Genomic DNA, 24137 nt, shown 5'->3' with positions numbered 1-24137 from the left:
TGAACGGACAGATCATGCCCCTTGCCTTTGCCGCCGATACTGAAACTGCGATTCCGCTGCGTGTTGTCGCCGCTGACAAAATTGATCAGGTGCTCAACGGGCTTTCCGAATCGGCACGGGCCTGGGTCAAGGTGCAGGGGTTTTCCGCAGACTTGGGTGAGTATATTACGATCCCCGATGATGCCGGGGCCATCGCACAGGTGCTTGTCGGCTACGGAACCCCCGAAAAGCGCGCGCGCGGGCGGTTTCACATGGCAGAGGTGGCGCAAAAGCTGCCCAAGGACACATACCGGATCACCGAGGGTCTGTCTGGCGCAGCTCTGGAAGAGGCAGCACTGGGCTGGTTACTGGCAGGATACTCCTTTGACCGCTATCGCAAACCTGCGTCAGCCAACGCGCAGCTTGTTGCGCCTGACGGTATTGATGCGGACCGCCTGACCATCATCGCCAACGGCGAGGCGCTGACCCGCGATCTGATCAACACCCCCGCATCCGATATGGGCCCTGACGAGCTGGAAAATGCGACCCGCGTTCTTGCGTCGGAACATGGTGCCGCGATCAATGTCATCACTGGCGATGATCTGATTCCGGCGAATTTTCCGTTGATCCACACGGTCGGTCGCGCCTCGACCCGCGCGCCGCGCCTGCTGGACCTGCGTTGGGGCGATGCCGGGCCGCAGCTGACGCTGGTCGGCAAGGGTGTGTGTTTCGACACCGGCGGGCTGAATATCAAACCCGGTTCGTCGATGGGGCTGATGAAAAAGGATATGGGCGGTGCTGCAACCGTGCTTGGGCTGGCGCATATGATCATGGCGCTGGGGCTCAGACTGCGGTTGCGGCTGCTGATACCGGCGGTGGAAAACAGCATTGCCGGAAACGCGTTCCGCCCACAGGATATTCTGACATCGCGCAAGGGGCTGACCGTGGAGATCAACAACACGGACGCCGAAGGGCGGTTGGTGCTGGCTGACGCATTGACCCTGTCGGACGAAGACGATCCGGATCTTGTGATCTCCATGGCGACACTGACAGGAGCTGCGCGGGTGGCTGTCGGCCCGGACTTGTCGCCATTCTATACGGACGACGATGCGCATGCCGATGCAATTGCCAAGGCGGCGCGAGCGGTGGCCGATCCGGTTTGGCGGATGCCGTTTCACGACCCTTACGAGCCGATGATCGAACCGGGCGTGGCCGATCTGGACAATGCCCCGGCGGGCGGCATGGCGGGCAGCATCACCGCCGCGCTTTTTCTGCGGCGTTTTGTGAAAAGCCCCTATATGCATTTCGACATCTACGGATGGCAGCCGAAACCGGCCCCGGCCCGCCCCAAAGGTGGCGTTGGTATGGGCGCGCGGGCCGTGCTGGAGGCCTTGCCAAAGCTGCTGAAACTGTGACCGACCGGCGGTTGACCCCGGCGAATAACCGCGTCGCCGCCATGCATCTGGCCGGGCAGGTCAGTGCCGCGCGATTTGTCTCCGGTTGGCCGATGGCCCTGCTGGAATCTGTGACTGACCTTTGTGCCGCGCCGGGTGGCCCGCGTGACCGTCAGCTTTTGCGCGGTGCCACGGTGACCGTTTTCGAAGATCACGCGGGCTGGTCGTTCGTGCAGGCGGCTGACGGATATGTGGGCTATCTGCCGACAGGCTGTCTTGGGCCGCCGGTTGCCCATAGCCATTTCGTGGCCAGCCCGGCAACGCATGCTTACGCCGCCGAAGACTTCAAATCACCCGCAGTCATGGCACTGCCGCTCGGCGCGCGCGTCAGGGTGCTGGACGAGAGGCGTAAGTTTTTCGAAACCGACGCGGGTTTCGTGCCCAAGCGACATTTGCGCCCGCTTGACCGCCCGTTCCAGGATCCAGCCACCGTGGCACAGATGCATTTTGGTGTGCCGTATCTTTGGGGTGGGAATTCTACACGCGGGATCGATTGTTCGGGGTTGGTCAGCGCCAGCCTGACGTTGTGCAACACGGCGTGTCCCGGCGATAGCGATCTCCAGCAGGCGCTAGGCGATGATTTCACAGATCAGCCACGCCGCGGTGATCTGCTGTTCTGGAAAGGCCATGTTGCCATGATGGTGGAGGCAGAAACGCTGATCCATGCCAATGCGCATCACATGGCCGTTGCCTATGAACCGCTGGCGCAGGCGATTCTGCGAATTGAGGCCCAGGGCGACGGACCGGTCATCGCGCACAGACGGGTCGCCTAATCAACCGCCCGGATCAGCTTGCGTTCCAGTACGCGCAGAACCTGCCGCAGATCGTTGCCGCGTTTGAGAACCTGACCATCCATGCCGATCACGGCGTATTGCCCTTGCCTCAGACGCAGCTTGGGGCGTTTTTCAATCCGGTATAGCGGGTGTTCTGCCGTCCGTCGGAACACGGAAAATACAGCCACTTCGCGCAGGCAGGAAATACCATAGTCGCGCCATTCACCCGCAGCGACCATTCGGCCATAAAGCCCAAGGATCAGGCCAAGTTCACTGCGGTGGAACGCAACCTGCGGGTCATTCGAGAAAGGGGAAGGCGGCAAAACGGTCATACGTCAGCGTCGCGTCAAAGCGGCCGGAAATCAAGCGGTCATCAGGCGGCGCCATCTTTTTGCCTTGAAAAGACCCTTCTTGCGCCGCAACCATTGCTAACTCGGAACACAAGTTCGCAACACCATGATACCATAACGAAGTGCTTTCCGGTGTCGCGGCAAACAGCCCCCACTCAGTTCGTGACACCGGAAACATTTCGTTGGCTTCTCCTCTTAACCGCATGTGATTGACGTGATCTTTTCGTCAGCACCGATCATGAAATTGATGCGGGTGGGCCTGTAATCCTGTGTCACCATGTCGCCGGGCCGGATCACGCGCACCATCCCAATGATCAGAACCTTTTCCAGCGCGGTTGCATCCTGGCCAATCAATGCCGCGTTGTCCACCGCGCCGCAGGTGTCTTCCAGGGCAGGCGGCACCGGCTGTGTCGCGGCGCAAGCGGCGCAAAGCGCAAATGGGATCAACTGTTTCATAACACGCAGATTGCCTTGATCGCGGCGGTTTTTGCAAGCCAACCACAACTGAGCGGTTGAATTTCCACCTGCTATGCCTGATCTTCGCGGCGAATAAAGGGAGATGGACACATGCGGACACGTGCAGCAGTGGCAATGGCAGCAGGCCAGCCGCTTGAAGTGATGGAAGTGAACCTTGACGGCCCAAAAGCAGGCGAGGTTCTGGTTGAAATCAAGGCGACGGGCATTTGTCATACCGATGAATTCACCCGGTCCGGGGATGATCCCGAAGGGATGTTCCCTGCGATTCTGGGTCACGAAGGTGCCGGTGTCGTGGTCGAGGTTGGCCCCGGTGTCACCAGCCTGAAACCGGGTGATCACGTGATCCCGCTTTACACGCCGGAATGTCGCGAGTGCGAATATTGCCTGAACCCGAAAACCAACCTGTGCCAGTCGATCCGCACAACGCAAGGTGCTGGTGTGATGCCGGATGGGACCAGCCGGTTTTCCATGCTCGATGGCACGCCGATCCTGCACTATATGGGCTGTTCGACCTTCGCCAACCACACCGTGCTTCCGGAAATCGCGCTGGCCAAGGTGCGAGAAGACGCGCCGTTCGACAAGATTTGCTATATCGGCTGCGGTGTAACCACGGGGATTGGTGCGGTTATCAATACCGCCAAGGTGGAAATCGGCAGCCGCGCCATCGTTTTTGGTTTGGGTGGCATCGGCCTGAATGTCATTCAGGGGTTGCGCCTTGCGGGGGCCGATCAGATCGTCGGTGTTGATCTGAACCCCGGCAAAATCGAAATGGCGACGCGGTTCGGCATGACGGATTTCGTCAACCCGTCCGAGGTAACGGGCGATCTGGTCGCGCATCTGGTTGCTCTGACCGGTGGCGGGGCCGATTACACATTCGACGCGACCGGCAATGTGGGCGTAATGCGCACCGCGCTGGAATCCGCGCACAAGGGGTGGGGCGAAAGCATCATCATCGGTGTGGCCCCTGCGGGTGCCGAAATCTCGACGCGGCCCTTCCAATTGGTCACCGGCCGGAGCTGGCGCGGCACGGCCTTTGGCGGTGCGCGGGGCCGGACGGATGTGCCAAAGATCGTCGATTGGTACATGCAGGGCAAAATCGAGATTGACCCGATGATCACGCACAAGCTGACGCTGGACGACATCAACAAAGGTTTTGATCTGATGCATGAAGGCAAGTCGATCCGCGCTGTTGTGGAATTTTAAACGCGCGGCAGACACCAAGGGCCCGGGTTGATCCCGGGCTTTTTTTACTTTGAAAGGAAACCAAATGGCGCGCGAACAAAAACTGTTGGCGGTCTTGATCGACGCGGACAACATCCCTGCGAAATACGCAGCCCCCATCCTGCGCGAGATCACGACATACGGCGAGCCAGCACTCCGCCGCGTTTATGGCGACTGGTCCAGCTCTGCATTGGGCAACTGGAAAAAGGAAGTGATGGAATTGGGCATGGTCGCCAGTCAGGAAACCGCCAACACCAAGGGCAAGAACGCCAGCGACATCGGACTTGTGATCGACGCGATGGACATTCTGCACACCGGACGGTTCGATGGATTTGTGCTGGTCAGTTCAGACAGCGATTTCACCGCGCTGGCCAATCGCCTGCGCGAAGACGGGGTTGATGTGATCGGCATTGGCGAAAGCAAAGCGCCAGTCAGCCTGCGCAACGTTTGCAACCGGTTCATCCTGATCGAAAACATCGTGGGACAGGATAAAGAGACCGCGCCAGCAAAGGTGGACAAGGGTACGAAAACTGCTCCGGCCGCTGGGGCAACTGCGCGGCAACCACCATCCAAGGCGATCCCGCTTGTGATCAAGGCGATGGAAAGCATCGACCGTGAAGGCGAATGGTTTTCACTGGGACAGTTGGGGCAGTATATCACCCGCGCAAATCCCGACTTTGATTCGCGCACCTACGGCAGCGCAAAGTTAAGCGACCTGCTGGAAAAGACGGGACGTTTCGAAATCAGAAAAGGTCAGGGCAACCACCACGAGGCGCGCCGTCTGGATTAATCGCGCACCCCGTAGCGGGCCATGAACATATCCACGGCACCGTTCACAACGCGCATCTTTTCGGCGTCGGTGAATTCGTCGGCCATGTTGAAGACCATGCGCGGGAACAGGTCGGCCTTGCACAATTCATGAAACTGATCGGCGGCCAGTTTACGGTCGTCGATCTGTAATTCGCCCCGCGCAATGGCCTGATCGAAATATGCGACCAACCGGTCACGCACCAGCAGCGGGCCGCTTTCATAAAATTCCCGTCCCAGTTCGGGAAAGCGGTCGCTTTCGCCGACGCAGATGCGGAAAATCCGTTTGCCAAATCCCGATGTGATGAACGCGACCATCTGGCAGGCGATGTCGCACAACACTTTTTGGACGGGGGCATTCATGTCGATGGAATCAAGCGCAGTATCTGCCTGTCTGCAACATTCCGTCTTGGCGACCTGCATGAACAGGAAACGCTTGTCAGGAAAATAACTGTAAAGTGTGGCCTTGGATACACCTGCGGCGCGGGCGATGTCATCGACGGACGCCCCTTCGAACCCATCCGACATAAAGACTTGTCTGGCGCCTTCCAGCACCTGATCAAATTTGCGTCCTTTTTTTGGCTCGATGCTGCCGTCAGGCATAAGTTCCCCCTGTGATACGGCATCATAAACTGGTCCGTTCAGTTCGGGCAAGCGGATAGCGCGCATCTTTCGGCACCTCTCGCTGCAAGGTGCGGACCGCAAGAGGCAATACAGTCGGTGAAGCCGGGCTGTTTGGTCTTGCCCTTGATGGTAAAGCGGTTATTTTAGAATTGTTCTAAAGTTATGAGGCCATCATGATTCCCGGATTTGCCAACCGCCGCCGGTTCAAGGATTTGTCAGAGCAGGAAATCCTGGCTCTTGCGATTTCATCGGAAGAGGATGATGCGCGTATTTACAGATCCTATGCGGAAATGCTGCGCGAAGATTACCCAGCGTCTGCGGCTGTGTTTGATGGGATGGCCCAAGAGGAAGATGAACACAGGCGACGCCTGATCGACCTGCACAGCACGCGATTTGGCGATGTGATCCCATTGATCCGGCGCGAACATGTGTCGGGATTCTACGCCCGCCGACCGGTCTGGCTGGTTGAAAACCTTGGCCTTGAACGCATCCGCGAAGAAGCAGCCCAGATGGAACGCGACGCACAGCGTTTTTACGAAACGGCTGCTGCAAATACGTCTGATGCAGCCACGCGCAAATTATTGGGTGATTTGGCTGCGGCCGAAGCGGGCCACTCGCAAATGGCAGAAGAGCTGACAGATGTGCATTTGGGGGGGGATGAAAAATCGCAAGAAGAATCCGCCGCGCACCGCCAGTTCATCCTGACATGGGTGCAACCTGGCCTTGCGGGGCTGATGGATGGGTCGGTTTCGACCCTTGCGCCGATTTTCGCGGTCGCCTTTGCCACGCAAGATACATGGACGACCTTTCTGGTGGGCCTTGCCGCATCTGTGGGTGCGGGTATTTCCATGGGGTTCACCGAGGCGGCATCGGATGACGGCCAGATTTCCGGCCGGGGCTCGCCGTTAAAACGGGGCATTGCGGCAGGCGTGATGACGACCGTCGGCGGGCTGGGCCATGCGTTGCCCTATCTGATCCCGGAATTCTGGACAGCGACGATCATTGCATTGGTGGTTGTTTTCGTCGAACTTTGGGCGATCGCATGGATTCAGAACCGCTATATGCAGACGCCGTTCTTGCGGGCGACGTTTCAGGTGGTTCTTGGTGGGGCGTTGGTCTTTGCGGCGGGTGCGATCATCGGATCTGGCTAGACGTCCCGCACCATCGTGGTCACGCGGCTAAAGCCGAAGATGTTGCGCATGATTCCGATAGATTTCGTGCCGACCTCTCTGAACCCTTCATGCAGGTAAAGCGCCCTTGCGCGCGGGTTGCTGTCCACCACATCAAGACGGACCTGCCGGTAACCGCGTGTCTTTGCCTCTTGTGCGACGGCATTCAGCAGCGCGGTGCCGACCCCCTTGCCGCGCGCCTCTTGCGCCACGAATATACCATCCATGACAAAGCGTTCGTTGTCGGTATCCTTTTCCAAAGTAGCCAGCAGCAAGATGCGGATTGATGCACCGACCCAGCCAAACACCTGACGCAGTTCATGAAACTCCGCACCGACAAGCGCCCCATGCATTGTCTTGAAGCCAGCGACACCCAAAAGCCGGCCATCATCGTCATGGGCGCAAATTCCGTGATCTGACCGCATGACACTGGTGATAAAAACCAGCGCACGGTATTTTGGCCCCAGCACGAACCCCAGTTTCTCGCCAAAGGCCTCCCAGTATAGATCGGCGGCTTCGGCGCGGTTTACTGCGGGAATGCCCGTCGTGATTTTCATAGATCGAAACTGCCGAAAGGGATGAAACGCACCGGATCGCCGGTGGCGATATCTAGCGCGTCATCGCCAAGTTCGACAAGTCCCGTAGCCCAGCCGAGCCCCGACACGCGCCCTGACCCTTCGGAAGGAAAGACCGCTGCGTGCCCGTCCTCGATCCGGGCGCGCAGATATTCGCGCCGGCCCGCCTTCTTGGATTTGGCAAAGCCCGCAGGCACCAGATACCCTTCTGGCGTGGCCCATGTGCCTCCGGCCATAACGCGCAGTGCAGGCCGGGCAAAGATCAGTGCGCAGACCATAGCGGCAACGGGATTGCCAGGCAGTCCAAAAACCGGCGCGCCCTGCCACATTCCCAGCGCCAGCGGCCGCCCCGGTTTCATTGCGATCCGCCAGAGCGCGAGTGATCCGGTCCCCTCCAATAGGGCCGACATATGGTCCTCGTCCCCCGCAGATGCGCCGCCGGATGTCAGGATGACATCACAGCGCGGTGCCGCGTCATCCAGTATTTGCCGCAAGGCAGGCCGGTCGTCGGGTGCGATCCCAAGATCAACCACGTCATACCCCCAGCGTGCGGCGACCGCGCAAAGCATCGGGCGATTGGCGTCATAGATCTGCCCCTCGTTTGCCGCGTCACCAGCCGGGCGGAGTTCATCCCCGGTGGACAACACGCCAACCCGCAAGCGCCGATGCACCTGCACACTGCCCACGCCGGTTGCGGAAATCGTTGCGATATCGGCGGGGGTCAGCTTGTGGCGTGCGGGCATGATCACGCTGCCTGCGGTCATATCCTCGCCCGCGCGGCGTGCATTTGCGCCCTTTTTCAAAGGACCGTGAAAGGCGACTTTGGTATCAGTGGCGCGCACGTCCTCTTGCAGCACGACGGTATCGACGCCGTCGGGCAGGTTCGCACCGGTCAGGATGCGAATCGCGTGGCCGGCGGGCACAGCCCCGGCATAGGGTTGCCCTGCCGCTGCGCGCCCGGTGACCAGCGGCATCGTGTTGACCCCTTCCGGGGCCGGCCCGGCAAAGCCATAGCCATCAACCGCCGCATTGGGGGCAGGCGGGTGTGATCTGTGCGCCGTCACATTGCCTGCCAGAATGCGCCCGGCGGCTTGCGCGGTGGTCAGTTCCTCTGTGCGTGCAATTGGCGTGAGTTGCGTGCGCAAATGTGTCAGCGCGGCATCCACGGGGGTCCAATGCGCGCCTTGTGGCATTGCGAAACAATCGTTGCGCAAGGGCGGTGGTTGCAATGCGGGGGGCCGCGAGGCCTTCAAGGTTTCCGCTTCGCCCGCGCCAAGTACCCAGCCTTGCGGGGTAGGGTCCACCGCCATCAGGCGGGCCAGTTCATCGGGGGGCAGCGCAGAAAAGGCACGTGCATAAACCGCAACTTGTGATGCGTCCCTGATCGGGTGCGGGTCGGTGGCGACAAGATCGGGAAGCATGGAAAAATACGTTTCAGCCAGCACGATTTGCGCATCGGCGGGCTGGAAGGGCCAGACAGACAGGTCGGCGCCAAATCTGTGGCGCAGGCGTGACAGTGTGGGCAGGCCCATGATCACCTGCCCGCCAACCGCACCCGCGCCCGCCAGTTGCCAAGGGGAAAAGCTGCCTTTGACAGCCAGATCAGCAGCGCGTTTTTCTGGCAGGCCGTGATCCTGACGCATGGTCCCCTTGCGGGGCAGATGCGCAATATCGCGCTGCAGGCCGTTGAACCAGAACGGGCCGGTGCCGGGTAAAAGCGCGTTGATCTCGCCAGCCAGATCGAAGCGGTTATTGCCCGCAGGGCTGTCAGTGACGCGCACCGCGAACCAGTCCCATAGCGCCAGCGTGTCCTCTGACCCGACGATTTGGGTGGCGAAACCCTCGGGGTAGGCAAAGCACAGGTCGAACCCGACCAGCACACGGTGACCGGCATCGCGCATTTCGGTCAGCGTGGCGATTATCCAGTCTTCGGCCACTTGCCGGTTACGCAGATAGACCGGGTCTTCGGCATAGCCATTTGCTGCGACACAGGCCCAGATCGCGTCTTTTGTGGGTTTTGGGCCACGGTCGTTGCCGCCGGACCAATCCACCATGATGACGCGGTCGAAAATCAAAGGCCCACCTCTGACAGGATGAAATCGGCGATGGCCTTGGTGTCGTTCAGATCAAAGACTGGCCGATCGAGGTCCAGCGGGCAATCGCTGGCGACGGCACGCACGGTGTCGTCATCGCGGGCGATCAGCGGGTTGCCGGTTTCGCCGCGAAACGCTTCGATCTTGGCATGGCTGTCGCGTTTGTATCCTTCGACCAACACCAGTTCGACGGGGTCGAGTTGCGCCAGCAGATCGGTCAGTGGCGGTTCAGGTGCATCGCGCAACTCGGTCATCAGCGCCCAACGGGTGCCAGATGCCAGCAGCACCTGCTGCGCGCCCGCGACGCGGTGGCGGTGGCTGTCCTTGCCGGGTTGGTCGACGTCAAACGTATGATGGGCGTGTTTCAGGGTCGATACGGTGAACCCGCGCCCGGTGATGTCTGTCACCAGCCGTTCCATCAGGCCGGTCTTGCCGGCGTTCTTGTAGCCGACGACGCCATAGATATTCATATCATCGCCTTTGCCTGTTCCAGGTCGTCTGGTGTGTTCACGTTGAAAAATGCCGCATCATCGGGAAATTCCGCCATTGCGCAGCCGTGTTTGTCCGTCCAGATCACGACCTTGCGCAGCCCGTCGTGCAACGCTGTTCGCAGATCGTCGCGCAGGGCCACGGGCCAAAGCCCGAAGGTGGGATGCCGCCCCCCCGGTGTCGCGGCAAGTGCGATTTGTGTGCCTGCTGTGTCTGCGGCCAGCTGCAACCGTGGCACCAGATCGCAGGGGAAAAACGGCGTATCCGCGGCGGCGGTCACGATATGCGTCGCCCCTTGTGTCGCGGCCCAGTCCAGCCCTGCCAGCACACCTGAAAGAGGTCCGGCAAAACCGCTGATACTGTCGGGGATCACCGGCAAGCCGAGTGCGGCAAAGCGTTCTGGATCGCCGTTGGCGTTCAATGCGAGCGTCGCCACCTGCGGTTCCAGCCGGTCAATCACATGTGCAAGGATGGTGGTTTCGCCAAGCGGCAGCAGCCCCTTGTCACCGCCGCCCATGCGGGTCGCCAGCCCACCTGCAAGGATCACGCCAAAGGGCGCTTTCATGATGACACCTGTGCGGGTTTCGCGCGCAGGAGCCTCCGGCTGGAGTATTTTTGGCAAGATGATGGGAAGGTCATGTGCTGCTGCCCTTTCGGCCCATCTTGCGCGGCTCATCTGCGACTTGGGTCGGGTCGGCATCGCGTATCAGGCGGGTTTCGCCTGCAAGGCACACAAAACGCTGCCCTTTCATCCGGCCAATAAGGGTCAAGCCGATCTGGCCCGCGATTTCCACGCCCCAAGCGGTAAAGCCTGAACGCGACGCCAGCACGGGGATGCCCATCAGCGCCGTCTTGATCACCATTTCAGAGGTCAGCCGCCCGGTTGTATACAGGATCTTGTCATGCGGGTGGACGTTTTCCGACAGCATCCAGCCAGCGATTTTATCGACGGCGTTATGCCGCCCGACGTCCTCCATGTAGACCAGCGGGCGGTTGCCCTGACACAGAATCGTGCCGTGAATCGCGCCCGCCTCCAGATACAGCGACGGGGTGCGGTTGATCTTGGCGGCCAGTGTATAGAGGTCTGATGTCCTGACCTGTGTGGCGGGCAGGGTCACATTTTCCAGACCCTCCATCATGTCACCGAACACGGTGCCGACCGCGCAACCGCTGGTGCGGGTTTTCTTTTTCAGCTTGTCTTCATAGGTGGTTTGCCCGTCGGTGCGGACGACCACGACCTCAAGCTCTTCGTCATAGTCAACGCCCTTGATCACCTCGCCCTTGCGCAGCATTCCTTGATTGCGCAGGAAGCCAAGCGCGAGATATTCGGGATAATCGCCAATGGTCATCGCAGTCACGATTTCCTGTGCGTTCAGATAGATTGTCAGCGGGCGCTCTTCGACGACGCGCAGGTCCATAGGCTGGCCGTTCTGGTCTGTCCCGGTGACGGCGCGTGTCAGTCGGGCGGACTGCGGATCGGGGGCGATCAGATAGTCGGATATGTCGTCGATGCGTGCCAATTGTCTTTCCTGTCCAGCGGGTCTAAGCCTGCCCTTGTAACGCGCCAAAGCTAGGGCATATGCATGACGACTTCCACCACCAAAACGATTGCGCCCTCACCCTATCTGACGGGTGTGCGGGACGGTTTGCCGTTCATTTTGATGGCCGCGCCCTTTGCCACGGTCTTTGGCGTGGTAGCGACGGATGCGGGGCTGACCATGGCGCAGGCGATGGGGTTTTCGGTGCTGGTCATTGCAGGTGCGTCGCAATTTGCAGCCGTGCAATTGATGGTTGAAAACGCAGGCATCGCTTTCGTTCTGCTGGCGGCATTGGCGGTGAATTTGCGGATGGCGATGTATTCGGCATCGCTGGTGCCTTACTTGGGGTCCGCCCCGCTGTGGCGGCGGGCCTTTGTGGCCTATCTGATGTTTGACCAGACCTATATCGGGTCGGTGGCCCGGTATGAAATGCAGCCGGATATGACAGTCAGTGCCCGCGTGAAGTATTTTCTGGGGCTGGCAACCCCGATCACCCCGGTCTGGATGATCATGACCTTGGTGGGCATCGTGGCAGGTGCCGCAATCCCCGAAGCATGGGCGCTGGATTTTGCCATTCCGATCATGTTTCTGGCGATGGTCGCGCCGATGCTGAAATAACGCGCGCATGTGGCGGCGGCTGCGGTGTCAATTGTTGTGGCGTTGCTGCTGATCGACTTGCCATCGGGCACGGGGCTATTGATTGCGGCGGCGGCCGCGATGGTGACAGGTGCTGTCGTCGAAACCATGATGGAGCGGCGGAAATGAATTACAGCACAGCAGAAATCTGGTTGATCATCGCGGTGTTGGGGGCGGGCACGTTTCTGATCCGGTTTTCATTTCTGGGCTTGATTGGCGACCGGGCCATGCCGCCCGTCGTCTTGCGCCTGTTGCGGTTCACGCCTGTGGCAGTGCTGCCGGGGATGGTGGCCCCGTTGGTGCTGTGGCCGGCGGCGACAGATGGCCAACCTGATCCGGTGCGCATGATCGCGGCGATGGTGACGATTGCCGTCGGGCTATGGGTGCGCAATGTGCTGTGGGCCATGGGGGCCGGCGCGGTCGCACTTTATACCGGGCTGGGGATCACGGCGTTTCTGTAAGCGCCGCGTTGATGCGCGCTGCGGCCACAGATTTGTCGTCGGCATCGTTTTCGCGGTATTCGCGCGTCGCGATGTCGGGAAGGGTGGCAAAGTCTTTCATCAATTTGTCGGGAAACATGGTTTGCCGCAGCCCGCCAAAGCCGGGCAGCTGCCGCAGCAGCCGCGATGTTGATCGGGTGCAGCCCGCCTTGGGCACGGCGCCATTTGCCAAGGCAAGGATCAGTGCGCGTTCGGCCACCTCTGGCGCAACTTCAATCCGTTGGCCCACAACGTAATAGGTCGATCTTGCGTGGTAGCTGACGTAATATTGTTCCAACTGCGGGCTGATCCCGAACAGCACGTCATTGCGTTCGGGGATGCGTGACTGTTTGAACGATCCGGCCGGATCAAAGATCACACGGTGGCTGGCATCTATCAGAAGTGACGTGTGGGCCCCGTTATCAGAGCCCACATTCAGCATTGTATAAAGCGTCAGATGCTTTGGCCCGTCGCCGCGATAGATCGCACGCGCCACGACATCGTCAGGTGCCCAGATTTCCTCGACCGCGCAAGCAGACAGCGCCAGCGGGAGGCCGATCAGGAATTTCCGACGGTCCAAGAGGCGGTTCAGCCGTTGACCAGAGCTAGAAAAATCAACAGCACGATGATCGCAATCGCCGCCTTTGTGACCCAGCTGACAAATGTGTCAAAGGTCTTTTCCTGAACCGAGATATCCATTTCGCCAGGTTTGTAGTCAGCCATCTTTGTCGTCCTTCACAAAAACATTCGCCCATCGCATAGACGATTCATGCGGGGCTGTCACCCGGTCAGGTGGTCACATCAGACATTCATGCGTGGCTGCCGTTTTTTGACATGCTGGCGGCAGAATGGGGCGGTCATAACGGCACCGCAGTAGTTTCCTTGATCTCTTGCATCACAAAACTGGCCGAAATGTCCGAGACCGAGATTTGCGCCGTCAGCCGTTTATAAAAGGCATCATAGGCAGGCACATCGGCGACCCTGACACGCAGGACGTAATCCAGATCACCGGTCATCCGGTAGGCGCCCACGACCTCTGGCATGGTGCGTAGAATGGTCTGAAACTGCGTCATCCAGGCCGCTTCATGGGCGTTTGTGCGGATCAGGACCATGACGGTCAGCGGGGCGCCGACCCTGGCCGGATCGACAAGTGCGACGCGCCCTGTGATGATGCCTGCCAGTTCCATCGCCTTGATCCGCCGCCAGCAAGCATTGCGGGACAAATGCACCTGCACACCGATATCATCGACAGCGAGCGTTGCATCCTTTTGAAGGATGCGCAGGATGGCGCGGTCTATTTCGTCGATTCTATGGTTCATAGTGGGGATAATATCCTAAAATAATCTGTTTTAGTAGTCATAATTGGGATCAAATATCATGCGCCAGGGGCTATCTTGATCGCAATCAGATCAGAGGTTTCCAATGTCAGATACTACAAACACCCTGCGACGCCCGATTGCGGCCCTGTTCCTTGACCATCCCGCGACCGTGAATGAAACCTACCTTGGCCATATGCGGTTTGCGTTCGGGTTCAGTTTCTGGCTGGCGGTCGCGGCTGTGGCGGCACTGGTGCATGCCATCGTGCCCGCGCTTTGCGAAACGACGGCAAGCCGGATTCTCATGCGGCTGCATGGCCGGATCATGGCACGCCACTGATGTGCCGCATTGCCGCGTATGCCGGGCCGGCGATTCCGCTGGAAAACATCATCGTGCGCCCCCGGCATTCCTTGCTGACCCAAAGCCAGCATGCGAACGAGGCCAAACTGGCCGTCAACGGTGATGGCTTCGGGATCAGCTGGTATGGCGAAGGTCAGGCACCGGGACTTTACCGTGATGTGCTGCCGGCCTGGGCGGATGACAACCTGACCCACCTGTGTCGCATGGTTCGGTCGCAACTCTTCATTGCCCATATCCGCGCCTCGACCGTGGGCGAGACAAGCCGGGCAAATTGCCATCCCTTTGCCTATGACCGCTGGTCGTTCTGCCATAACGGCCAGATCCCGCATTTCGGCCAAATCAAGCGACGGATGATGGCGGCCCTGCCGGATGATTTGTTCGATGCCCGTCGAGGGACGGCAGACAGCGAATTGATTTTTCTCAGTATGCAGGCACATGGGCTGGACCGCGACGTGGCGGGCGCGATCGCCACGACGTTGAACGACATCGGGCCAGAGGGCGCCAGCGGCCCGGTCAAGTTGACTTGCGTCTTTTCTGACGGTGACACGCTCTATGCATTCCGCCATGCATCCAGCGGCAACAGCCCGACGCTTTATTTGTCGGGTGTGCTGGACAATGGCGGTCGCGCGGTCGCATCAGAGCCATTGTGCGGCGTTACGGAACGCTGGACCGCCTTGCCGTGCAATGTCTTGTGCAGGATATCCGCTGACGGGCTACAGACAGAAAGTATCAGTCTGCCAGTCGCGGCTTAATCAAAGCGATTGAAACAGCCACGCGCCGTCGTCGCGCATAATGCGGCTGGCTTTGCCGGACTGGTGCAGATGGTTCAGATGGGCCACCGATTCTACCAGGGCAAGCCCGTATTCGGACCGGCCAATGTTGCGCTTGAAAAGCGCGGGAAAACAGTCACCGGCGGTCCGTGGTTCGGTCAGATGAACCAGCAGCCGGGACAGTGCGCCATGATGGTTGTCAATCATCTGGGTCAGCCGCAGCGGCAATCCGGTGAACGGCAGTTTGTGCCCGCCCAACACCAGTTGGTCATCACGTGCAAAAGGGGCCAGCCTTTCGCAGGACGTCAGCCAGTCCGTGACGGGATCGGCCTCTGGCTCGGTCGCATAGACGCCCAGATTGGCGCTGATTGACGGCAGCAACTGGTCACCGCCAATGATCAGATTGTCATCCCTGCTCCAGAAGGTGGCGTGTTCCGGGGCGTGGCCGTCACCCATCCGGATATCCCAGGTGCGCCCGCCCATCTTGATCGTCCCGCTATCCAGCAGCCGTTGATAGCCCTGCGGCAGCGGCACGACGCAATCGGCAAAGTTGAAGGGCCGTTCTGATCGTCGCAGCGCCAGTTCATCGGCGTTCATGCCCGCGCGGCGATAGAATTCCAGTGTTTCGTGCGGCGGCGTTGCCTGTTCGTCCAGGGTCAGCATCCGGGCCATCAGCCAGCCGGTGCGTGGCATGTGCAATGTCGCCCCATTGGCGATGAACCATCCGGCAAGCCCGACATGGTCAGGGTGGTGGTGCGTCACGATCAAACGGCTGACAGGCTTGCCCGCCAGCGGCCCATCCAGCAGCGCAGTCCAGATCGCACGGCTGCGTTTGCTGGCAAACCCGGTGTCGATCACCGTCCAGCTGTCACCATCGTCCAGCGCATAGACATTCACATGATCCAGCGCCATCGGCAGCGGCAACCGCATCCAAAGCACGCCATCGGCCACTTCAATCGCTTGTCCTTCGGCTGGAGGGTCCGCAAAGGGATAGCGGATGCCGGTGACCCCGTCAGGCATCAAGCGGCCAGATCGTCGTTGGTAATGGCCATCAGGTCATCGGCGCCTTCGCGCACATGCGCCAGAAGCCCCGCATGTTCCGGCAGCAACCGCTTGATATAAAACGCGGCCAGCCGTTGTCGGGACGGGTCGCCTGCTACGGCAGATGCCAGATGCGCATGACCGCCCAGCACCCGCGCAAAGGCCCGCAGGTAGGGGACTGCACCTGCAAACCGTTCGTTCAGGTCATTTTGATCCACCAGCCATTCCGTCGTCTCGCGCAGGGTTTCGGCAGCCTGCCAAACAGCGTTTGACAGTTCGGGATGGTCGGCTTTTGCCGCCTCGGCACCTTGCTCGATTTCTTCCAGCAGGCGGAATGCCGCCTCGCCGCCGTCCATCAGTTTGCGCGCCACAAGGTCCATCGCCTGAATGCCGTTGGTGCCTTCGTAGATGGCCGTCACCCGCACATCGCGGGCATATTGGGCCGCCCCCGTTTCCTCGATATAACCCATGCCGCCATGCACCTGCACGCCGGTGTTGGCCACGTCGATGCCCACATCCGTGCCGAATGCCTTAGTGATCGGGGTCAGGAACGCTGCGCGCGCCTTCCAGCCTGCATCGCCTGTAGCGCTGGTCATATCAATCGCCACGGCATTCATCAGTGCGATGGCGCGCGCGGCGTAGGTATCGGCCTTCATCGTGGTCAGCATCCTGCGCACGTCAGCGTGTTCGATGATTGCGCCCGTGCCGGGTGCCTTGCCCTGTTTGCGGTCCTGTGCATATGCCAGCGCGTGCTGCAATGCGCCTTCGGCGACGCCGATCCCTTGCACGCCAACACCAACGCGCGCGTTGTTCATCATGGTGAACATCGCCGCCATACCGCCGTGTTCCGGGCCAACCAGCCATCCGGTTGCACCCGAATATTCCATCACGGCAGTGGGCGATCCATGCAGCCCCATTTTATGCTCAAGGCTGACGACCCGCAGATCGTTCTTCTTGCCGGGGGTGCCGTCTGCGTCGGGGATGAATTTGGGGACCATGAACAGGCTGATCCCCTTGGTCCCTGGCACGCCATCGGGCAGGCGGGCCAGAACAAGGTGGCAAACATTTCCAGTGAAATCATTGTCGCCCCAGCTGATATAGATCTTTTGCCCGCTGATCGCGTAGGTGCCGTCGCCATTCGGTTCGGCCTTGGACCGCAGCGCGCCCACGTCCGACCCGGCCTGCGGTTCGGTCAGGTTCATTGTGCCGCACCATTCCCCCGAAATCAGTTTCGGCAGGTAAAGTTTCTTGATCGCGTCGGATGCATGATGTTCCAGCGCCTCGATCTGGCCCTGCGACATCAGCGGGTTCAGTTGCAGCGCAAGGCACGCCCCTGACATCATTTCATTGACGGCGGTAGTCAGCGTCATCGGCAGCCCAAGACCGCCGTTTTCGGGGTTGGCCGACATGCCGATCCAGCCACCGGTCGCGATGGCCTTGTAGCCATCGGCAAACCCGGGGGGCGTGCGGACGACACCGTTGTCCAGATGCGCCGGATGCAGATCGCCCGCACGTTGCAGAGGGGCAAGGATATCTTCGCACATTTTGGCAGCTTCGGTCAGGATGGCATCTGTCATGTCCGGTGTCGCTTCGCAATAGCGGTCGGTTGCGGCGACCTGCGAAAAGCCCGTGACGTGATCCATCAGGAATCGAAAATCGTTGACGGGTGCGCGATAAGGCATTGTTTCATCTCCGGTTTCATGTCGTCCTTGGCAAAGGCAGGGCAGGCATCTATGGATACTGACCTAATCTACCGCACACCCTTTGCCCATCAACCGAAACGCCACGTCATGACACATGCGCCTTTGCTGATTTTGCCACCCGATGTTGACGGGGTTGCGCGAGCGGCTGCGGTTTTGCGCGACGGCGGGCTTGTGTCGTTCCCGACGGAAACGGTCTATGGGCTGGGCGCCGACGCCCGCAAAGATCGCGCCGTGGCTGGCATCTTTGCTGCCAAGGGGCGGCCGAGTTTCAACCCGCTGATCGTGCATTTGCCTGACATGGCGGCGGCAGAAAAATACTGTGTCTTCAATGATGATGCGACAAGGCTGGCCGATGCGTTCTGGCCTGGCGCGCTGACGCTAGTGCTGCCATTGCGGCCTGACGCGGGGATTTCGCGGCTGGTGACGGCGGGGCTGGATACGCTGGCGGTGCGTGTGCCGGACCATCCGGTGGCGCAGAGGTTGCTGCGCGCCTTTGGCGGGCCGGTGGCCGCGCCGTCAGCCAATCCGTCAGGCCGGATCAGTCCGACAACAGCGGCCCATGTGAGTGCTGGACTTGGCAACAAGATCAATGCGCTGGTCGATGGCGGGCCGTGTAGCGTGGGGCTGGAATCTACCATTGTGTCTTGTGTGGGCCGGCCTGCGCTGTTGCGCGCTGGCGGCATCCCGACCGAGGCACTGGAGACCTGTCTGGGCGCACCGCTTGCCTTGCCCGACGATCCTGAAACCCCGCAATCGCCAGGCCAACTGGCGTCGCATTATGCGCCTTTGGGCACAGTGCGGTTAAATGCGACAGAGGCCCAGTCAGGCGAGGTCCTGCTGGGTTTTGGCCCTGTTTCGGCCGATCTGAATCTGTCGCCTACGGGTGATCTGACCGAGGCGGCGGCCAAGCTGTTTGATTACCTGCATCGGCTTGATTTAATGGGTGCGACACGTATCGCCGTGTCGCCGATCCCTGATCGGGGGCTGGGCCGCGCCATAAATGACCGGCTGCGCCGCGCCGCCGCGCCGCGATAGCCAACCGCAGAGCGCCTTCGGCGTGCTTGCAGACAGCTGACGTTGCGGTGGTGTTCGTGCCAAAAGCCCGATCGTCGGCCACCTGTCGCAGGCGGTCGGTAACGCGATCTATTCGGCTTGCACATCGGCAAGTGAATTTATATCGTAAAACGACGATTGACGATAAACAGACGGGATATTCCAATGCGTGACACCGAACAAGAGCATGCTGATATCGGGATTGCGGCAACGGCCAGAGCGCTTGGGCACCCGGCCCGGTTGCGGATCCTGCGCCTTTTGGCGGGCACGCCGGGCTGCATCGGTGGCGAGATTGTTGATGCCGTCGGCCTTGCGCAGTCCACGGTTTCCGAACATCTGCGCATCCTGAAAGAGGCAGGGGTAATCAAAGGCCAGATTGATCCGCCGCGCGTCTGCTATTCGCTGAACCCCGGCGCATTGCTGCCCCTGTCCGCGCTGGTTGGCCACCTTGATGCCGCTGGGCAAAAGACGGGCTGTTGTGTCTCCCCCGACCCCGTCAAGGGATGAACCATGTCACTATTTGAACGCTATCTTTCGCTCTGGGTTGCCGCGTGCATTTTCGCGGGGATTGTGCTGGCGAACCTGTTTCCCGGTCTGTTCGGGTTACTGGCCGCCCTTGAATATGCGTCGGTCAATCTGGTGGTGGCAGTGCTGATCTGGGCTATGGTCTATCCGATGATGGTTGCGGTGGACCTTGGTGCGCTGAAAGATGTCGGTCAGCGCCCCAAGGGGCTGGTGATCACGGTCGTCGTGAACTGGCTGATCAAGCCCTTCACCATGGCGGCCCTGGGGGTGCTGTTCTTCAACTACGTCTTCGCGGGCATGATTGACCCGGTCAATGCGGGGCAATACATCGCCGGTTTGATCCTGCTGGGCGCCGCGCCCTGCACGGCGATGGTTTTCGTCTGGTCGCAGCTGACGAAAGGCGATCCAAACTACACGCTGGTGCAGGTGTCGCTGAACGACGTGATCATGGTTTTTGCCTTTGCGCCTATCGTCGCCTTTCTGCTCGGCGTGACCGACATTGCGGTGCCTTGGGAAACACTTGTCTTGTCAGTGGTTCTGTATGTCGTGCTGCCGCTGGCGGCGGGGCTGTTCACGCGCGCGCGCCTGCTTGCGCGAGGGGGTACAGCGGCTGTCGCGGTCTTTACAGCATGGATCAAGCCCGCATCTGTTCTGGGCCTGCTGCTCACGGTTGTGCTTTTATTCGGTTTCCAGGGCAATGTGATCCTTGATAATCCCTTTCTGATTGTTTTGCTGGCCACGCCGATCCTGATTCAATCCTACGGGATTTTTGCAGTCGCCTATTTCTGGGCATGGCGGTGGCATGTCCCGCACAAGGTTGCGGCACCCTGCGCGCTGATCGGCACGTCGAATTTCTTTGAACTGGCAGTGGCCGTCGCTATCGGCCTGTTCGGTTTGAATTCTGGCGCGGCGTTGGTCACTGTCGTAGGCGTATTGGTCGAGGTCCCTGTCATGCTGTCGCTGGTCTGGTTCGCCAACCGCACCCGGCACCGCTTTCCGGCGTGACGGTGGCCATTCATCACGATCCAAACCTTGGCACATCAGGCGATGGGCCGGTCGGTTGCAGTGGTGCCGGACCCGCCGGAAAAGTTGCCGCAGTGTCGCCGGCCAACTGGGAAATACGTTTTTAATAGATTTTTGAGGAGTTCGCCTTGGCTGAAACGCTGACTGACCCGACCACGCCACAAATCGACGAGATATGCTTTGCTGCCGTAGACCGCGATCGCTTGTTAGCCACACCGGCGACCAACCACCCGCCGCGCATCCTCATCCTCTACGGATCGTTGCGAGAACGGTCTTTCAGCCGGCTATCAGCCGAAGAAGCGGGGCGTATCCTGACGCGCCTCGGGGCTGACGTCAGGGTGTTCAATCCCTCTGGTTTACCTCTTGTGGACGATGGGGTGGACGCCAGTCACGCCAAGGTGCGGGCGTTGCGCGATCTGGCGGCCTGGTCCGAAGGCATGGTCTGGTCCAGCCCGGAGCGCCATGGCGCGATGACAGGGGTCATGAAGACACAGATCGATTGGATACCCCTGTCCGAGGGGGCAGTGCGGCCTACGCAGGGTAAAACGCTGGCGGTCATGCAGGTTTCCGGTGGGTCGCAAAGTTTTAACGCGGTCAACCAGATGCGAATTCTCGGGCGCTGGATGCGTATGATCACAATCCCCAACCAGTCTTCCGTGGCAAAAGCGTACCTGGAATTCGATGAGTCAGGACGCATGAAACCATCGCCCTATTACGACCGCATCGTGGACGTGATGGAGGAATTGGTGAAGTTCACACTTTTGACGCGGGGCCGGGCGGATTATCTTGTTGATCGGTATTCCGAGCGTAAGGAAAACGCGGCCCAGCTGTCGGCGCGGGTCAATCAGCGATCCATCTGAATCGTGTCGGACGGTCTGGATTCAGGCTTGGGCAGGGGCCATCACCGTGACCAGAACCGTCACCTCGCGCTGCTTGCCCGATCGCAGCGGAGAGGTTCCTTATCTGGGCGAAGCAGCGGGTTGCGCGGCGGTCGATGATGCGCTCCGCTCTGAACATGCGCGGCTGAATATTTTCCAGTCTGCGCTCTGCCCTGACGGAATGTTCCCCGTCACGGCGGGCGATTCCTTCAAAAATTATGCGTTGGATGTTCTTTTGTGGAATTAAATGTCTGAAAAGGTGTGCTTATTTGACACATCAACCTGTCTTGTGGCGTTCGATATAGCCGCGCAGTTCTTCGGCCTCGCGACGGGCCTCGCGCAGGCCATCCATCGCCGCGCGCAACTCTGCCTCTGTCTGGGACAGCTGGTTGGTCATTTCCGCCTCGCGCTGTTGCAGGTATGTGATCGCCTGATCGCGCGTTTCCTCGGCCTCGTGCAGGTCTTGCGCCATCTTATCCAGCTCGCCGATCTCGGCCTTTGTGACGCGGGTAAAGCGATTGACCAGCCAACTGGCAAACCAGCCAAGCGCAAAGGCCACAAACAGGATGATCGCGGTGGCGATGATGAATTCGGTTCTGTTCACGGTGTTGACCTTGTCTATTCGCTTGGCGGTATTTCAAGCGGCGTTTCCTGCGCAATCTCGTCAAGCGCGTTAATTTCGTCCGGCGCGGGTTCCGGCACTATCAAGTTGAATTCGATCCGCCGGTTCGCTTCGCGGCCTTCTTCGGTGTCGTTGTCGGCGATGGGGTTCTCTTCACCAAATCCGACCGCCTCGAACGTGCTGACGGGGACGCGGCGTGCGCGCAGCGCTGTCAGGATCGCATCGGCCCGATCCTGTGACAATTGCTGGTTCATCACCTCGCGGCCCTGGCTGTCGGTATAGCCTGCCACGCGGATTCGCAGGTCGCCACAGGCCTTCAGGATATCGGCGATGTCATCGACAACCAGTTGCGTATCGGCCGTCAGCTGCGCTGAACTGGGATCAAAGGTGATCTTGCGGTCGTCGGTGATCGCCTTGATCTGGTCGATGCATTCTTCGGGTGTGGGCAAGGCGGCGATCGGATCAAGCTGTTCGACGTAGGTCACGTCGATTTCAAAATCCGAAGATTGGCCCAGCTTTTCGATCAGCAATCGGGAAATTTCGGCGCTTGCTTCGGTGTTGCCGGTATTGCCGCGCACCAGCATGCGCGTGGGTTCGACAATGACGGCCCCGTTTGACAATTTCGACAGTGCTTCGATTGCAGCCAGCACCCGCACGGACCATCCCTGAGGCAGACCGGGAACGATCCTTGTGCGCATTGTGATGCTGCTTTGGCCGAATTTCGCAATGGCATAATTTTCGGTGACCATATTGGTGACCTCGTCCGGGATGCGCCCGCGTAATTGCACTTCGCCTTCGGGGCTGCGTGTCGCGGTGAATTGCGGCACGCCGTCAGGTGTGGTTTCGGGGGGCTGGGGCAACTCGGCCGCCAGCGCGAACGTATCTGGCAGGGCGTTGTCAAGCGCGCCGACGACATCGTCAAAGATGCTTTGATCGGTTCCCATTGGCGCGACCAGCGTAATGTCGGTATCCGAAATGGTCACAGTGCCGCCTTTTAGCGCGCTGATCGCCTCGATCGACATTGCGACGGCATCGCCCCAGGTGCGGCTGGGCGCGCCAAGCGCAAGGGTGCAGTTGGCCTTGTCGGAAAACCCCGCCGCGCTGGCTGCTGCCAGGATCATATCGCGGGCCGTTTCGGTATCGGCCGCGCAAGCGTCGAATTTTGCGCCTGTTTCGTCCAGAATGAATCGCGTGGTAAAGGGGGAAATCACGGGTCGTGGCGCGTTGATGCTGATCGCGATGCGCACGCCTTCGGGCATGTTGCGCGACAGCGCGGTTTCCAGTTGCCGCTTTTCTGCCGGGCTGTCGGCAATCGCATTGACGGTCACATGATCCGCGCCGACCGAGATTTTCGAGCGCGGCAGCATTTCCAACGCGCGCAGTGCATATCGCATTGCATCGCGCCATGTTTCGGGTGTCGGATAATCGCCTGACTCCAGCAGGTCAGTGACCGGTTGCCCGTCAGCGATATCGGTAATCTGACCTGCGAGCCGATCCCGGTCAGAGCTGGCAGGGATCAACCCGATCAAGGAGACGCCACTGTCATTGCGGAGAATTTCGATGGCAAATTGCGGCGGAGTGATCTCTGCCGAATCGGCCACGCTCAGGTTGTCGATAATACGACTGGCATCCACCATCGCCCCTGCAGCCGAAATCGCGCGAAAGCGCAGCACCTCTGTCGGGGCCTGTCCTTCGAGGATCACCTGTAGCCCGTCACCCTGCACCGCTGCCCAGCTATAGCCTTGTTCTAAAAGGCTTTCTTGCACGGCTTGCACGGATCGACCCTCGACGACGGCGACAGTGGTCTGGGCGGCGGCAAAGGCGGCGTAGCCTGCGCATGCAAAGGCCCCGAGACGCAAGAAAATGGCAGACAGGCGCATGGTCATCCGTTTGTTAAAGTCACGCGGGCCTTACCCATAGGCCGCGCTGCCGTTGTGTTCAATCATACCAAAAGCGCGATGGCGAAAAATGGCAGAGGGATCAGCCCCGCGTTTCTGTTCGATCTGAATAGCCGCAGCAGCGTGTCATTGTCATCAGCATCGAAACGCGTCAGTTGCCATGTCAGGTGCCAGCCCATCGCCCAAGGCCCGGCGATGGCAATGACCAGCGACAGCACAGACCGTTCGACGCAGGCCAGAACAACCGCAGCGCCGAACAGGATCAAGGTGACCGTCAGGAACA

General features: G+C 60.0%; 29 protein-coding genes and 2 pseudogenes. 14 read left to right on the top strand and 17 right to left on the bottom strand.

The features are described 5' to 3' along the window. Positions 1–14: 14 nt before the first annotated feature. Complete coding sequence (locus ACTG4B_RS09630; RefSeq protein ID WP_439155481.1) at positions 15–1394, top strand: leucyl aminopeptidase family protein; 1380 nt, start codon at positions 15–17, stop codon at positions 1392–1394. Then, positions 1391–2206 carry a C40 family peptidase gene (locus ACTG4B_RS09625; RefSeq protein WP_439155480.1) on the top strand — a complete coding sequence of 272 codons (816 nt, stop codon included), beginning with the start codon at positions 1391–1393 and terminating at the stop codon, positions 2204–2206. The genes ACTG4B_RS09630 and ACTG4B_RS09625 overlap by 4 nt, the downstream gene beginning before the upstream one ends. Here the strand turns inward: ACTG4B_RS09625 and ACTG4B_RS09620 are convergent. From ACTG4B_RS09620 to ACTG4B_RS09610, 3 genes are read right to left on the bottom strand one after another with little or no spacing between them, the layout of a single operon-like run. Continuing rightward, positions 2203–2538, bottom strand: coding sequence for a DUF2794 domain-containing protein (locus ACTG4B_RS09620; protein ID WP_439155479.1), 336 nt, complete (start codon positions 2536–2538; stop codon positions 2203–2205). The genes ACTG4B_RS09625 and ACTG4B_RS09620 overlap by 4 nt on opposite strands. Next, on the bottom strand, positions 2504–2761 hold the full coding sequence (locus ACTG4B_RS09615) for a hypothetical protein (RefSeq protein WP_439155478.1): 258 nt from the start codon (positions 2759–2761) through the stop codon (positions 2504–2506). Before ACTG4B_RS09615 ends, ACTG4B_RS09620 begins: the two co-directional genes overlap by 35 nt. Beyond that, a complete protein-coding gene (locus ACTG4B_RS09610; protein ID WP_439155477.1) occupies positions 2752–3012 on the bottom strand; it encodes an I78 family peptidase inhibitor in 261 nt (86 codons plus the stop codon). Before ACTG4B_RS09610 ends, ACTG4B_RS09615 begins: the two co-directional genes overlap by 10 nt. Positions 3013–3123: 111 nt before the next feature. Here ACTG4B_RS09610 and ACTG4B_RS09605 point away from each other — a divergent pair, with 111 nt between their 5' ends. After that, positions 3124–4236, top strand: coding sequence for an S-(hydroxymethyl)glutathione dehydrogenase/class III alcohol dehydrogenase (locus ACTG4B_RS09605; RefSeq protein ID WP_439155476.1), 1113 nt, complete (start codon positions 3124–3126; stop codon positions 4234–4236). Positions 4237–4300: 64 nt separating this feature from the next. Next, positions 4301–5044: an NYN domain-containing protein gene (locus ACTG4B_RS09600; RefSeq protein WP_439155475.1), complete on the top strand. Its 744-nt coding sequence runs from the start codon at positions 4301–4303 to the stop codon at positions 5042–5044. Here ACTG4B_RS09600 and ACTG4B_RS09595 read toward each other — a convergent pair. Then, a complete protein-coding gene (locus tag ACTG4B_RS09595) occupies positions 5041–5664 on the bottom strand; it encodes a TetR/AcrR family transcriptional regulator (protein WP_439155510.1) in 624 nt (207 codons plus the stop codon). The genes ACTG4B_RS09600 and ACTG4B_RS09595 overlap by 4 nt on opposite strands. A 194-nt stretch (positions 5665–5858) precedes the next feature. Between ACTG4B_RS09595 and mbfA the strand changes: the two genes are divergently transcribed. Continuing rightward, positions 5859–6836, top strand: a complete 978-nt coding sequence (mbfA, locus tag ACTG4B_RS09590) for an iron exporter MbfA (protein WP_439155474.1) — start codon at positions 5859–5861, stop codon at positions 6834–6836. On the opposite strand, the gene ACTG4B_RS09585 is transcribed toward mbfA, so the two are convergent. The 5 genes from ACTG4B_RS09585 to ACTG4B_RS09565 form a co-directional block, all read right to left on the bottom strand. Next, complete coding sequence (locus ACTG4B_RS09585) at positions 6833–7411, bottom strand: GNAT family N-acetyltransferase (RefSeq protein ID WP_439155473.1); 579 nt, start codon at positions 7409–7411, stop codon at positions 6833–6835. The genes mbfA and ACTG4B_RS09585 overlap by 4 nt on opposite strands. Next, positions 7408–9483 carry a molybdopterin-binding protein gene (locus tag ACTG4B_RS09580; protein ID WP_439155509.1) on the bottom strand — a complete coding sequence of 692 codons (2076 nt, stop codon included), beginning with the start codon at positions 9481–9483 and terminating at the stop codon, positions 7408–7410. Before ACTG4B_RS09580 ends, ACTG4B_RS09585 begins: the two co-directional genes overlap by 4 nt. A 17-nt stretch (positions 9484–9500) precedes the next feature. Beyond that, on the bottom strand, positions 9501–9992 hold the full coding sequence (mobB, locus tag ACTG4B_RS09575) for a molybdopterin-guanine dinucleotide biosynthesis protein B (protein WP_439155472.1): 492 nt from the start codon (positions 9990–9992) through the stop codon (positions 9501–9503). After that, positions 9989–10576 carry a molybdenum cofactor guanylyltransferase MobA gene (gene mobA / locus ACTG4B_RS09570; protein ID WP_439155471.1) on the bottom strand — a complete coding sequence of 196 codons (588 nt, stop codon included), beginning with the start codon at positions 10574–10576 and terminating at the stop codon, positions 9989–9991. Before mobA ends, mobB begins: the two co-directional genes overlap by 4 nt. A 70-nt stretch (positions 10577–10646) precedes the next feature. Next, positions 10647–11531 carry a formate dehydrogenase accessory sulfurtransferase FdhD gene (locus ACTG4B_RS09565; protein ID WP_439155470.1) on the bottom strand — a complete coding sequence of 295 codons (885 nt, stop codon included), beginning with the start codon at positions 11529–11531 and terminating at the stop codon, positions 10647–10649. A 63-nt stretch (positions 11532–11594) separates the two neighbouring features. On the opposite strand from ACTG4B_RS09565, the pseudogene ACTG4B_RS09560 reads away from it, so the two are divergent. Together ACTG4B_RS09560 and ACTG4B_RS09555 are read left to right on the top strand one after the other, a co-directional pair. Beyond that, positions 11595–12314 (top strand): annotated as a pseudogene (locus tag ACTG4B_RS09560) (AzlC family ABC transporter permease). Beyond that, entirely contained in the window at positions 12311–12646 is a 336-nt protein-coding gene (locus ACTG4B_RS09555; RefSeq protein ID WP_439155469.1) for an AzlD domain-containing protein, read from the top strand. The pseudogene ACTG4B_RS09560 and the gene ACTG4B_RS09555 overlap by 4 nt, the downstream one beginning before the upstream one ends. Here the strand turns inward: ACTG4B_RS09555 and ACTG4B_RS09550 are convergent. From ACTG4B_RS09550 to ACTG4B_RS09540, 3 genes are all read right to left on the bottom strand, one after another. Continuing rightward, a complete protein-coding gene (locus tag ACTG4B_RS09550; protein ID WP_439155468.1) occupies positions 12630–13244 on the bottom strand; it encodes a hypothetical protein in 615 nt (204 codons plus the stop codon). The genes ACTG4B_RS09555 and ACTG4B_RS09550 overlap by 17 nt on opposite strands. Positions 13245–13252: 8 nt before the next feature. Then, a complete protein-coding gene (locus tag ACTG4B_RS09545) occupies positions 13253–13387 on the bottom strand; it encodes an aa3-type cytochrome c oxidase subunit IV (RefSeq protein WP_439155467.1) in 135 nt (44 codons plus the stop codon). Positions 13388–13521: 134 nt separating this feature from the next. After that, on the bottom strand, positions 13522–13983 hold the full coding sequence (locus ACTG4B_RS09540; RefSeq protein ID WP_439155466.1) for an Lrp/AsnC family transcriptional regulator: 462 nt from the start codon (positions 13981–13983) through the stop codon (positions 13522–13524). 103 nt (positions 13984–14086) lie between these two features. Between ACTG4B_RS09540 and ACTG4B_RS09535 the strand changes: the two genes are divergently transcribed. Both ACTG4B_RS09535 and ACTG4B_RS09530 read left to right on the top strand, forming a co-directional pair. After that, the gene (locus tag ACTG4B_RS09535; protein ID WP_439155465.1) at positions 14087–14320 is read left to right on the top strand and encodes a DUF6356 family protein; all 234 of its coding nucleotides are present in this window, start codon (positions 14087–14089) and stop codon (positions 14318–14320) included. Continuing rightward, entirely contained in the window at positions 14320–15093 is a 774-nt protein-coding gene (locus ACTG4B_RS09530; protein ID WP_439155464.1) for a class II glutamine amidotransferase, read from the top strand. Before ACTG4B_RS09535 ends, ACTG4B_RS09530 begins: the two co-directional genes overlap by 1 nt. On the opposite strand, the gene ACTG4B_RS09525 is transcribed toward ACTG4B_RS09530, so the two are convergent. Both ACTG4B_RS09525 and ACTG4B_RS09520 read right to left on the bottom strand, forming a co-directional pair. Beyond that, a complete protein-coding gene (locus tag ACTG4B_RS09525; protein ID WP_439155463.1) occupies positions 15094–16131 on the bottom strand; it encodes an MBL fold metallo-hydrolase in 1038 nt (345 codons plus the stop codon). Next, positions 16131–17834: an acyl-CoA dehydrogenase gene (locus ACTG4B_RS09520; protein WP_439155462.1), complete on the bottom strand. Its 1704-nt coding sequence runs from the start codon at positions 17832–17834 to the stop codon at positions 16131–16133. Before ACTG4B_RS09520 ends, ACTG4B_RS09525 begins: the two co-directional genes overlap by 1 nt. Before the next feature lie 108 nt (positions 17835–17942). On the opposite strand from ACTG4B_RS09520, the gene ACTG4B_RS09515 reads away from it, so the two are divergent. From ACTG4B_RS09515 to ACTG4B_RS09495, 5 genes are all read left to right on the top strand, one after another. Beyond that, positions 17943–18890, top strand: a complete 948-nt coding sequence (locus ACTG4B_RS09515) for an L-threonylcarbamoyladenylate synthase (RefSeq protein WP_439155508.1) — start codon at positions 17943–17945, stop codon at positions 18888–18890. 183 nt (positions 18891–19073) lie between these two features. Then, positions 19074–19415 carry an ArsR/SmtB family transcription factor gene (locus tag ACTG4B_RS09510; RefSeq protein ID WP_439155461.1) on the top strand — a complete coding sequence of 114 codons (342 nt, stop codon included), beginning with the start codon at positions 19074–19076 and terminating at the stop codon, positions 19413–19415. A gap of 3 nt (positions 19416–19418) precedes the next feature. Then, entirely contained in the window at positions 19419–20438 is a 1020-nt protein-coding gene (arsB, locus tag ACTG4B_RS09505; RefSeq protein ID WP_439155460.1) for an ACR3 family arsenite efflux transporter, read from the top strand. Between the two features lie 146 nt (positions 20439–20584). After that, complete coding sequence (gene arsH / locus ACTG4B_RS09500) at positions 20585–21316, top strand: arsenical resistance protein ArsH (RefSeq protein ID WP_439155459.1); 732 nt, start codon at positions 20585–20587, stop codon at positions 21314–21316. Between the two features lie 46 nt (positions 21317–21362). Continuing rightward, complete coding sequence (locus ACTG4B_RS09495) at positions 21363–21581, top strand: hypothetical protein (RefSeq protein WP_439155458.1); 219 nt, start codon at positions 21363–21365, stop codon at positions 21579–21581. 30 nt (positions 21582–21611) lie between these two features. Here the strand turns inward: ACTG4B_RS09495 and ACTG4B_RS09490 are convergent, their stop codons facing one another. The 3 genes and pseudogenes from ACTG4B_RS09490 to ubiA all read right to left on the bottom strand — a co-directional run. Further along, on the bottom strand, positions 21612–21938 hold the full coding sequence (locus ACTG4B_RS09490) for a hypothetical protein (protein ID WP_439155457.1): 327 nt from the start codon (positions 21936–21938) through the stop codon (positions 21612–21614). Positions 21939–21952: 14 nt separating this feature from the next. After that, on the bottom strand, positions 21953–23836 hold the full coding sequence (locus ACTG4B_RS09485) for an OmpA family protein (RefSeq protein WP_439155456.1): 1884 nt from the start codon (positions 23834–23836) through the stop codon (positions 21953–21955). Positions 23837–23898: 62 nt separating this feature from the next. Then, a pseudogene (gene ubiA, locus ACTG4B_RS09480) lies at positions 23899–24137 on the bottom strand (4-hydroxybenzoate octaprenyltransferase); the annotation flags it as partial.

Source organism: Yoonia sp., from assembly GCF_965660735.1.
Taxonomy (GTDB): domain Bacteria; phylum Pseudomonadota; class Alphaproteobacteria; order Rhodobacterales; family Rhodobacteraceae; genus Yoonia.
The sequence above is the reverse complement of the archived record's forward strand: the minus strand, read 5'-3'. Positions and strand labels throughout refer to the sequence as shown.

Coding starts and splice junctions, on each gene's coding strand:
- ACTG4B_RS09630 (WP_439155481.1), top strand. CDS start 15: ATGCCCCTTGCCTTTGCCGCCGATACTGAAACTGCGATTCCGCTGCGT.
- ACTG4B_RS09620 (WP_439155479.1), bottom strand. CDS start 2,538: ATGACCGTTTTGCCGCCTTCCCCTTTCTCGAATGACCCGCAGGTTGCG.
- ACTG4B_RS09615 (WP_439155478.1), bottom strand. CDS start 2,761: ATGCGGTTAAGAGGAGAAGCCAACGAAATGTTTCCGGTGTCACGAACT.
- ACTG4B_RS09610 (WP_439155477.1), bottom strand. CDS start 3,012: ATGAAACAGTTGATCCCATTTGCGCTTTGCGCCGCTTGCGCCGCGACA.
- ACTG4B_RS09605 (WP_439155476.1), top strand. CDS start 3,124: ATGCGGACACGTGCAGCAGTGGCAATGGCAGCAGGCCAGCCGCTTGAA.
- ACTG4B_RS09600 (WP_439155475.1), top strand. CDS start 4,301: ATGGCGCGCGAACAAAAACTGTTGGCGGTCTTGATCGACGCGGACAAC.
- ACTG4B_RS09595 (WP_439155510.1), bottom strand. CDS start 5,664: ATGCCTGACGGCAGCATCGAGCCAAAAAAAGGACGCAAATTTGATCAG.
- mbfA (WP_439155474.1), top strand. CDS start 5,859: ATGATTCCCGGATTTGCCAACCGCCGCCGGTTCAAGGATTTGTCAGAG.
- ACTG4B_RS09585 (WP_439155473.1), bottom strand. CDS start 7,411: ATGAAAATCACGACGGGCATTCCCGCAGTAAACCGCGCCGAAGCCGCC.
- ACTG4B_RS09580 (WP_439155509.1), bottom strand. CDS start 9,483: ATGGTGGATTGGTCCGGCGGCAACGACCGTGGCCCAAAACCCACAAAA.
- mobB (WP_439155472.1), bottom strand. CDS start 9,992: ATGAATATCTATGGCGTCGTCGGCTACAAGAACGCCGGCAAGACCGGC.
- mobA (WP_439155471.1), bottom strand. CDS start 10,576: ATGAAAGCGCCCTTTGGCGTGATCCTTGCAGGTGGGCTGGCGACCCGC.
- ACTG4B_RS09555 (WP_439155469.1), top strand. CDS start 12,311: ATGAATTACAGCACAGCAGAAATCTGGTTGATCATCGCGGTGTTGGGG.
- ACTG4B_RS09545 (WP_439155467.1), bottom strand. CDS start 13,387: ATGGCTGACTACAAACCTGGCGAAATGGATATCTCGGTTCAGGAAAAG.
- ACTG4B_RS09540 (WP_439155466.1), bottom strand. CDS start 13,983: ATGAACCATAGAATCGACGAAATAGACCGCGCCATCCTGCGCATCCTT.
- ACTG4B_RS09535 (WP_439155465.1), top strand. CDS start 14,087: ATGTCAGATACTACAAACACCCTGCGACGCCCGATTGCGGCCCTGTTC.
- ACTG4B_RS09530 (WP_439155464.1), top strand. CDS start 14,320: ATGTGCCGCATTGCCGCGTATGCCGGGCCGGCGATTCCGCTGGAAAAC.
- ACTG4B_RS09525 (WP_439155463.1), bottom strand. CDS start 16,131: ATGCCTGACGGGGTCACCGGCATCCGCTATCCCTTTGCGGACCCTCCA.
- ACTG4B_RS09520 (WP_439155462.1), bottom strand. CDS start 17,834: ATGCCTTATCGCGCACCCGTCAACGATTTTCGATTCCTGATGGATCAC.
- ACTG4B_RS09515 (WP_439155508.1), top strand. CDS start 17,943: ATGACACATGCGCCTTTGCTGATTTTGCCACCCGATGTTGACGGGGTT.
- ACTG4B_RS09510 (WP_439155461.1), top strand. CDS start 19,074: ATGCGTGACACCGAACAAGAGCATGCTGATATCGGGATTGCGGCAACG.
- arsB (WP_439155460.1), top strand. CDS start 19,419: ATGTCACTATTTGAACGCTATCTTTCGCTCTGGGTTGCCGCGTGCATT.
- ACTG4B_RS09485 (WP_439155456.1), bottom strand. CDS start 23,836: ATGCGCCTGTCTGCCATTTTCTTGCGTCTCGGGGCCTTTGCATGCGCA.